Annotated in this window: 6 protein-coding genes; 2 read left to right on the top strand and 4 right to left on the bottom strand. The window is 71.0% G+C overall.

The annotated features are described in order from the left end of the window. The 3 genes from KM933_RS29190 to KM933_RS29180 form a co-directional block, all read right to left on the bottom strand. A partial coding sequence (locus tag KM933_RS29190; protein WP_430727383.1) for a DUF4429 domain-containing protein occupies positions 1-805 on the bottom strand: 805 nt, incomplete at its 3' end. Positions 806-872: 67 nt separating this feature from the next. Continuing rightward, on the bottom strand, positions 873-2,105 hold the full coding sequence (locus KM933_RS29185) for an alpha/beta hydrolase (protein ID WP_221357665.1): 1,233 nt from the start codon (positions 2,103-2,105) through the stop codon (positions 873-875). 136 nt (positions 2,106-2,241) lie between these two features. Beyond that, positions 2,242-2,913: a TetR family transcriptional regulator gene (locus KM933_RS29180; protein WP_221357664.1), complete on the bottom strand. Its 672-nt coding sequence runs from the start codon at positions 2,911-2,913 to the stop codon at positions 2,242-2,244. A 144-nt stretch (positions 2,914-3,057) separates the two neighbouring features. On the opposite strand from KM933_RS29180, the gene KM933_RS29175 reads away from it, so the two are divergent. Both KM933_RS29175 and KM933_RS29170 read left to right on the top strand, forming a co-directional pair. Next, positions 3,058-4,677 (top strand): MFS transporter, encoded by a 1,620-nt coding sequence (locus tag KM933_RS29175; protein ID WP_221357656.1) that lies wholly within the window; start codon positions 3,058-3,060, stop codon positions 4,675-4,677. Positions 4,678-5,013: 336 nt separating this feature from the next. Continuing rightward, positions 5,014-5,322 carry a small hydrophobic protein gene (locus tag KM933_RS29170; protein WP_221357655.1) on the top strand — a complete coding sequence of 103 codons (309 nt, stop codon included), beginning with the start codon at positions 5,014-5,016 and terminating at the stop codon, positions 5,320-5,322. A gap of 191 nt (positions 5,323-5,513) precedes the next feature. Here KM933_RS29170 and aceE read toward each other — a convergent pair whose 3' ends face one another. After that, complete coding sequence (gene aceE / locus KM933_RS29165) at positions 5,514-8,261, bottom strand: pyruvate dehydrogenase (acetyl-transferring), homodimeric type (RefSeq protein ID WP_221357654.1); 2,748 nt, start codon at positions 8,259-8,261, stop codon at positions 5,514-5,516. Positions 8,262-8,538 lie beyond the last annotated feature (277 nt).

The raw sequence follows: 8,538 nt of genomic DNA, 5'->3' as shown, positions 1-8,538 counted from the left end.
CGCGCCGGGCCTCCACCGCGGCCCCCGCCCCGCCGGCGGGGGCCGCGGGCCCGCCGGACCGCGCCGCGGCCAGCACGGCCGCCGCGAACGGCAGCGACTCGTGCACCGGCCCGTACCCCCGCCCGAACACCACGGCCGCCGGATCCTGGTCCGCCGGGACCGGCTGCGGAACCCCCGCCGCCGTCCCCGTCCCCGCCCCCGTCCCCGCGACCCCGGCCTCAGGGGCCTCGCGGCGGAGCAGCCGCAGGTGCCCCTCGAAGCCCTCCGGCGATCGCCACTCCACCCCGCACAGGCCGGCGACGGCGAACGTCTGGTCGCCGGCCTTCCACTTCGCGGACGAGGCGCCCGTCCGGAACCACCGGAAGGCCACGGACCTCCCGTCGAAGGACGCCTTCCCGTCGTACGCCTTGAACCGGAGCGGCGCCCCGGGCGGTCGCACCAGATAGCGCCCGGCCGGACCCGCGTCCGCGGGCGCGAGCGCCGCGCGCAACTCGTCCGCGTAGTACGCGGCGAGCGTCTCGCGCTCGACGGGCAGCACCAGGCGGTAGGGGTCGCACACGTCCTTCAACTGCCCCGCGGCCGCCTCCATCAGCGGGTCCGCCCCCGGCCTCGGCTCGGCGCGCAGGACGACCGTCCCGCGCCTGCCGGGCGTCAGCGTCACCGCCGTGATCGCGTCGAACGGGACACGTCGCTCACCGAGCGCCTGGAACAACTTCGGCGTGCGGATGCCCCGTTCGAAGCGGATGAGCACGGAGTCGGACCCGAACTCCCAGGCGGCATGAAATCCGGCCAGTACGTCACCCATGCGGGCCATCGTATGCGGCATGCGCCTCCCGGTCCCCTCCCTGAACGGGCCGCGCTCCCCCCGTTCTCTACGCGCGTCCGGCTTCAGCGGTGCCGGACGCGCCGGACAGGCCCCTGCGGCACGCGTCGTCCTCGTGGGCGCAGCGGACCGCGCGGTACGCGCCAATCCCGATCTCGGCGAAGTTCCGCAGGCTGTCGGTCCCCGGCTCGAAATATCCGGTGTGTCCCTCCGCCCCGCGCGCGGACAGCACCCGCGCGCCGAACCCGGAGGACATCGGGTCGGCGCCGTGGCCGAGCCCGCCGACCTCCAGGTGCGGCACGTCCTCGATCCAGTCGTCCGCGTCCCGTACGGCCCACACCCGGGCCGCGGTGCGCAGCTGCGCCGCCTTCTCGACCCGCATCCCCGGACTGCCCGCCACCGCTATGTCGGAGACCCGGGCGGGCAGTGAGCGCGCGGCGACGCCGCAGACCACGGACCCGTAGCTGTGGCAGTACAGCGCGACGCGGGAGCGGCCGGGCAGGGCCCGGACGAGGGCACCGAGCCGCACCGCGCCCTCCTCGGCGCGGACGCCGGCGGCGGCCTCCATGCCGAGCCCGCCCGGCGCCGTGTAGTCGGCCCAGGCGATGACGGCCGTACGCGTCCGGGGGTCCGCCTCGCGTTCGGCGCGGTACAGGGCCTTGGCCATGCCGACCGGGGCCGTGTACTCGCGCCGGGTGCGCTGGAAGGTCAGTACGTCGGTGTCGACACCGGGCACGACGACCGAGACCCGCTCGGCCGGGCCGAGGTTGCCGAAGACCTCCGCGACCCGGCCCGTCCCCGTGGGGTCGAAGGCGAGGATGCGGCGCTTCTGCGACATCAGCGCCTCGTACCGGTGCATCCGGCGGCCCGCGTCGTGCCGGCCGGCCGGGGAGAGCCGCCCGTCGCGCATGCGTCTGCGCTCGGCCTCGCGCGCCTGGCCGAGGGCGATGTGGTTGGCGCGGTAACGCAGGCTCACGGGTGCCCCGTTCATGTTGCCGACCGCGAGCGGATAACGGGCGGCGAGCCGGGTTCGCTGGTGTGCGTCGAGCGAGGCGAAGAACCGGGCCAGCCGGGCCGGCGCCGTCCTGTTCGGGTCCGGCAGCCGGTGGCCGCCCAGGCGCCCGCGCTCCCAGGCGGACAGCGAGGCGGCGAGCGGGGTGGCCGCCCCTCGGTGATGGCGCACCGCGGTCCAGCCGGTGGCCCCGAGCATCACGAACACGACGGCCAGTGCGAGCAGCATGCGCCAGACGTTGAGTTGGGGGGTGGAGTCGAAGGAAGTCACTGAAAGGACACACTAGGAGAACGGGAGGGTCTCGCGTCGGCCCAGTGAGGCGGATCACGTTTTCGACGGGGTAATGGGGGCAGGGGAGTCCGGCTCCGCGAGGCGGGCCGAAGTGGGCCGGGGCGGGCCGGGGTCTTTATTTACGGCTGTGACCCGGTGCGTGCTCGCCGCGCGTGCGCCAGTCCTCCGCCAGCGCGAGCTCCATCTGGTCGAGGTACGAAGCGGTCAGCCCGCGCATCGCGGTCGCGCTGAAGTCGTGGCCCGCACCCCACGAGCGGGCGGCCAGCCGCATCACGCCACCGAACAGCGCCACCGTCACCCGCGGGCGCGGATCGGCGTCCACGTCGAGGCCCTCGCGCTCCGCGACGGTCCGGGCGAGCTCCTCCTCCAGTCCTTCCTGGCGGCCCAGGTGGGCGGCGAGCAGCGCGGGGGTCGACTCGATCAACCGGAAGGCGCGCATGTGCAGTTCCATCGGGACGACGGTCTCGATGGCCTCTCCGATGGTGTCCCAGCTCGCCAGGACGGCCCGGCGCAGCGCGGTCAACGGCGGTTCGTGGGGCGGGCGTCGGCGCACCGCCTCCAGGAAGTGCGCCTCCACCAGTTCCTGGACGGCGAAGGCGGCCTCCTCCTTGGAGGCGAAGTACCGGAAGAACGTGCGCTGGGAGACATCGACCGCCCCGGCGATCTCGTCGACGGTCGTCCGCTCGTAGCCGTTGGCCACGAACAGCTCCAGCGCGGTCCGCACCAGCGCGTCCCGGGTGCGCCGCTTCTTGCGCTCGCGCAGTCCCGGCCGCGGTGCCGTGTCCATGAATCCTCTTTCCGTGCCGTTCCTGTCCTGGTGGTGACATCGAAATGTCCGTTCGGACGGCCATTCGCTTCGCGAATGACAGGTCAATTACCCAGTGGTGAATTGGTTTGTCAACTGTCAGCGACTGTCACTAACCTCGCACGCATGACTAGTCAGACCACCGTCAACAAGACGGGACCGGCCGACGAGGCCCCCGGGGGCCCCTCGGGCCCGGCTCCGGCCAAAGGGCTGCGCGGCCACCCGTGGTACACCCTGATCACCGTGGCCGTCGGTGTGATGATGGTGGCCCTGGACGGCACCATCGTCGCCATCGCGAACCCGGCCATCCAGAAGGACCTGGGCGCCACGTTCGCGGACGTCCAGTGGATCACGAACGCCTACTTCCTCGCGCTCGCCGTCACGCTGATCACGGCGGGCAAGCTCGGCGACCGGTTCGGCCACCGCCAGACCTTCCTGATAGGCGTGGCCGGCTTCGCGGCGTCCTCGGGGGCCATCGGGCTCTCCGACAGCATCGCCCTCGTGATCGTCTTCCGGGTGTTCCAGGGCCTGTTCGGCGCGCTGCTGATGCCGGCCGCGCTCGGCCTGCTGCGGGCCACCTTCCCGGCCGACAAGCTGAACATGGCGATCGGCATCTGGGGCATGGTCATAGGCGCCTCCACCGCGGGCGGCCCCATCCTGGGCGGAGTGCTCGTCGAGCACGTCAACTGGCAGTCCGTCTTCTTCATCAACGTGCCGGTCGGCATCCTCGCCGTCCTCCTCGGCCTGGTGATCCTGACCGACCACCGGGCCGCGAACGCGCCGCGCTCCTTCGACCTGCTCGGCATCGGCCTGCTGTCCGGCGCCATGTTCTGTCTGGTCTGGGCACTCATCAAGGCCCCGGAGTGGGGCTGGGGCGCCGCGCTGACCTGGTCGTTCCTCGGCATCGCGGTACTCGGCTTCGCGCTGTTCGCGTTCTGGGAGAACCGGGTGCGCGAGCCGCTCATACCGCTCGCCCTCTTCCGTTCCGTGCCGCTGTCGGCCGGTGTGGTCCTGATGGTGCTCATGGCCATCGCCTTCATGGGCGGCCTGTTCTTCGTCACCTTCTACCTCCAGAACGTCCACGGGATGAGCCCGGTCGACGCGGGCCTGCACCTGCTGCCGCTCACCGGCATGATGATCGTCGGCTCGCCGCTGGCCGGCTGGCTGATCGGGAAGACGGGGCCGCGCGTCCCGCTCGCGGGCGGCATGGCGTTCACCGCCGTCGCCATGTTCGGCATCTCGACGCTGGAGACCGACACCGGCAGCGGCATCATGTCGATCTGGTTCGGGCTGCTCGGCCTCGGCCTCGCGCCCGTCATGGTCGGCGCCACCGAGGTCATCGTGGGCAACGCGCCGATGGAGCTGTCCGGGGTCGCGGGCGGCCTCCAGCAGGCCGCCATGCAGATCGGCGGCAGCCTCGGCACGGCCGTCCTCGGCGCCGTGATGGCCTCCAAGGTCGACAGCGACCTCCCGGGAAACTGGGCCGGCGCGGGGCTCCCGAAGCTCGCCCCCGAACAGCTCGACCAGGCCGCGGAGGCGGTCCAGGTCGGTGCGGCCCCGGTGGCGCCGGACACCCCGCCGGAGGTCGCCGCGAAGATCACGGAGGTCGCCCACGACACGTTCATCTCCGGCATGAGCCTGGCGAGCCTCGTCGCGGCAGGTGTGGCCGTCGTGGCCGTCTTCGTCGCCTTCCTCACCAAGCGGGGCGCCAACGCGGAGGCGGGCGCGGGCGTCGGTCACATCTAGGGCACGCATCCAGGACACGTATGCAGGACACGTGTTCAGGGCACGCCCTTCATCTCCTATACAGCCCCGCCGAGTTGTCCGGCGGGGCTTTCGCCTATCCGGCTGATGACTTTCCGTATGACTTTCATATCGCCCGTGTCGGGGGCCACAGTGTTCCCAACTGATCCGTCCGGAACGGGCAGTTCGGTGGGGACGCGGCACGCTGCCGGAGGGGGACGGCGTGCCGCGCGCCCTTCCCGCGAAAAGGAGTACGGGTCTGAATTGTCATGACCGGGGTACCCGACTTGTGAGCCAGAACCGGCCGATATCCGGCCGGCTCGGAGGTCCAGGGAGTTGATGATGGCGGGCTTCGGTCACACCACGCGCAAACACCCTCGCTCACGTGGCCGCACGGGGTCACGGAGCGGGCCGGACAACGCGACGCTCGGAATCGTCGGAGTGGTCTGCGCGGTCGCCGGTTTCTTCGTGCTGGGGATCGTGCTCGGCCCGGTGGCGATCCTCTGCGGCTGGCTGGCGATGGGCCGCCGCTGGAACGGCGCGAAGCCGCTGCCCGCGGTGATCGCGGTGGTCCTGGGAGCGATCGACACGATCCTGGCCCTCGTATGGATGGCGGGCACGGCCGGCCCCGGCACGGGCATGTTCTGACCGCCCGCTGGATGTCACGAGTCCCCGCAGCCCTCGTAGGGCTGCGGGGACTCGTCCGTACGGAAGCCGTCTGCGGGCGGTCGGTGGGCGCGGGGTGGAAGCAGGGGCGCAGCCCCTGCTTTCAGGGGCGCGGGGAACTGCGCGACCAGCCCCCACGCACCCGCACCCGCACCCACGCGCCCCGCGAAGCGCTACGCGTCGCCCCCCGCAGCCCCCGGATCCGCCGCCGCCACATCCAGCAGCTGGTACCGGTCCACCGCCTGCTTCAGCACCGACCGGTCGACCTTCCCCTCCCGCGCGAGCTCCGTCAGCACCCCCACCACGATCGACTGCGCGTCGATGTGGAAGAACCGCCGGGCGGCCCCGCGCGTGTCGGCGAAGCCGAACCCGTCCGCGCCCAGCGACTGGTACGTGCCCGGCACCCACCGCGAGATCTGGTCCGGTACCGACCGCATCCAGTCGGAGACGGCCACGAACGGCCCCTCGGCGCCCGAGAGCTTGCGCGTCACATAGGGCACGCGCTGCTCCTCCTCCGGGTGCAGCAGGTTGTGCCGCTCCACCTCCACGGCCTCGCGCCGCAGCTCGTTCCAGGAGGTCGCCGACCAGACGTCGGCCCGTACGTCCCAGTCCTCGGCGAGGATCCGCTGCGCCTCCACGGCCCACGGCACCGCCACGCCGGACGCCATGATCTGCGCCGGGACCGAGCCAGAGGTCCCCGCCGCGAAGCGGTGGATGCCCTTCAGGATGCCGTCGACGTCGACGTCGGCCGGCTCGGCGGGGTGCTGGATCGGCTCGTTGTAGACGGTGAGGTAGTAGAAGACGTCCTCGCCGTGCGGATGCTCCTCGGAGGAGCCGTACATCCGCCGCAGCCCGTCCTGCACGATGTGCGCGATCTCGAACCCGTACGCCGGGTCGTACGCGACGCACGCCGGGTTCGTCGAGGCGAGCAGCTGCGAGTGCCCGTCGGCGTGCTGCAGGCCCTCACCCGTCAGGGTCGTGCGTCCGGCGGTCGCGCCCAGGACGAACCCGCGCGCCAGCTGGTCCGCCATCTGCCAGAACTGGTCGCCGGTGCGCTGGAAACCGAACATCGAGTAGAAGACGTACACCGGGATGAGCGGCTCGCCGTGCGTGGCGTACGCCGAGCCGGCCGCGATCAGGGAGGCCGTGCAGCCCGCCTCGGAGATGCCGTCGTGCAGCATCTGCCCCGTCGGCGACTCCTTGTACGCGAGGAGCAGGTCCCGGTCCACCGCCTCGTACTGCTGTCCGAGCGGGTTGTAGATCTTCGCGCTCGGGAAGAACGAGTCCATGCCGAACGTGCGGTACTCGTCCGGCGCGATCAGTACGAACCGCTTGCCGATCTCCTTGTCCCGCATGAGGTCCTTGAGCAGTCGTACGAACGCCATGGTCGTGGCGATCGACTGCTGGCCGGAGCCCTTCTTCACACTCGCGTACGTCTTGTCCTCGGGCAGCGCCAGCGGCTTCGACCGCACGACACGCGTCGGGACGTACCCGCCGTTGCCCTTGCGGCGGTCGTGCATGTACTGGATCTCCTCCGAGTCCCGGCCCGGGTGGTAGTACGGCGGCGCGCCGGACTCCAGCTCCTTGTCGGAGATCGGCAGGTGCAGCCGGTCGCGGAAGCCCTTGAGGTCGGCGACCGTCAGCTTCTTCATCTGGTGCGTGGCGTTGCGGCCCTCGAAGTTCGGGCCGAGCGTCCAGCCCTTGACCGTCTGGGCGAGCACCACGGTCGGCTGGCCCTTGTGCTCCTTGGCCGCCGCGAAGGCCGCGTAGACCTTGCGGTGGTCGTGGCCGCCGCGGCCCAGGTGCAGGATCTGGTCGTCGGTCATGTTCTCGACCATCGCCCGCAGCCGGTGGTCGTCGCCGAAGAAGTGCTCGCGGATGTACGCGCCGGTCTCGGTGGCATACGTCTGGAACTGGCCGTCGGGCGTGGTGTTCAGCTTGTTGACCAGCACGCCGTCGCGGTCCTGCGCGAGCAGCGGGTCCCAGCTGCGGTCCCAGACCAGCTTGATGACGTTCCAGCCGGCGCCCCGGAACTGCGACTCCAGCTCCTGGATGATCTTGCCGTTGCCGCGTACCGGCCCGTCGAGGCGCTGGAGGTTGCAGTTGACGACGAAGGTCAGGTTGTCCAGGCCCTCGCGCGCGGCGATCGACAGCTGGCCGAGCGACTCCGGCTCGTCCATCTCGCCGTCGCCGAGGAACGCCCAGACGTGCGACTTGGAGGTGTCCGCGATGCCGCGCGCCTCCATGTAGCGGTTCATCCGCGCCTGGAAGATCGCGCCGAGCGGGCCGAGGCCCATCGAGACGGTCGGGAACTCCCAGAAGTCCGGCATCGACCGCGGGTGCGGGTACGACGACAGCGCGTGCGGAGCCCTCGACTTCTCCTGCCGGAAGCCGTCCAGCTGCGCCTCGTCGAGCCGGTCCAGGAGGAACGCGCGGGCGTAGATGCCGGGGGAGGCGTGCCCCTGGAAGAAGATCTGGTCGCCGCCGTCGCCCTCGTCCTTGCCGCGGAAGAAGTGGTTGAAGCCCACGTCGTACAGCGAGGCGGAGGACGCGAAGGTGGCGATGTGGCCGCCGACGCCGATCCCGGGCCGCTGGGCCCTGGACACCATCACGGCCGCGTTCCAGCGGGTCGCGTTCAGGATCCTGCGCTCGATCTCCTCGTTGCCGGGGAAGAACGGCTCGTCCTTGGTGGCGATGGTGTTGACGTAGTCGGTGCTGCGCATCTCGGGCACGGCCACGCGCTTCTCGCGAGCCCGTTCGATCAGTCGCAGCATGAGGTAGCGGGCCCGCTCCCGGCCGCGCTGGTCGACGGCGGCGTCGAGCGAGTCGAGCCACTCCTGGGTCTCTTCGGGATCGAAGTCAGGGACCTGACTCGGAAGGCCGCCAATGATGATCGGGTTGCGATCGGGTCCGGAAGCCACGCTGTTCCTTCGCTCTGGGGGGCCGCTTCTTCTCAGTTTTTACTTTGGTTTTTCTCTGGTTTCCTGGGCGCCTGCGCCGTTCCCCATCGTGTACCTCGGGAGCGGAAACGTCATCTCTACCGAGAGGTAACCGAAAGGTCCGGCCCGCTCCCCGAGGGCGGGTCAGGCAAATCGCAACGATACGCCCGACCCCTCACGCGTACCGCAAAGTCATTCGAGTCTCGTACCCTCGTAGGGTTCCGAAATTCACAATCCGGGCAGTTTCCTGTGGTGTGCG

The organism is Streptomyces beigongshangae (assembly GCF_019710745.1).
In the GTDB taxonomy this organism is placed as follows: Bacteria; Actinomycetota; Actinomycetes; order Streptomycetales; family Streptomycetaceae; genus Streptomyces; species Streptomyces beigongshangae.
Note: the sequence above shows the minus strand (reverse complement) of the source record. Positions and strands in the feature narration are given on the sequence as shown.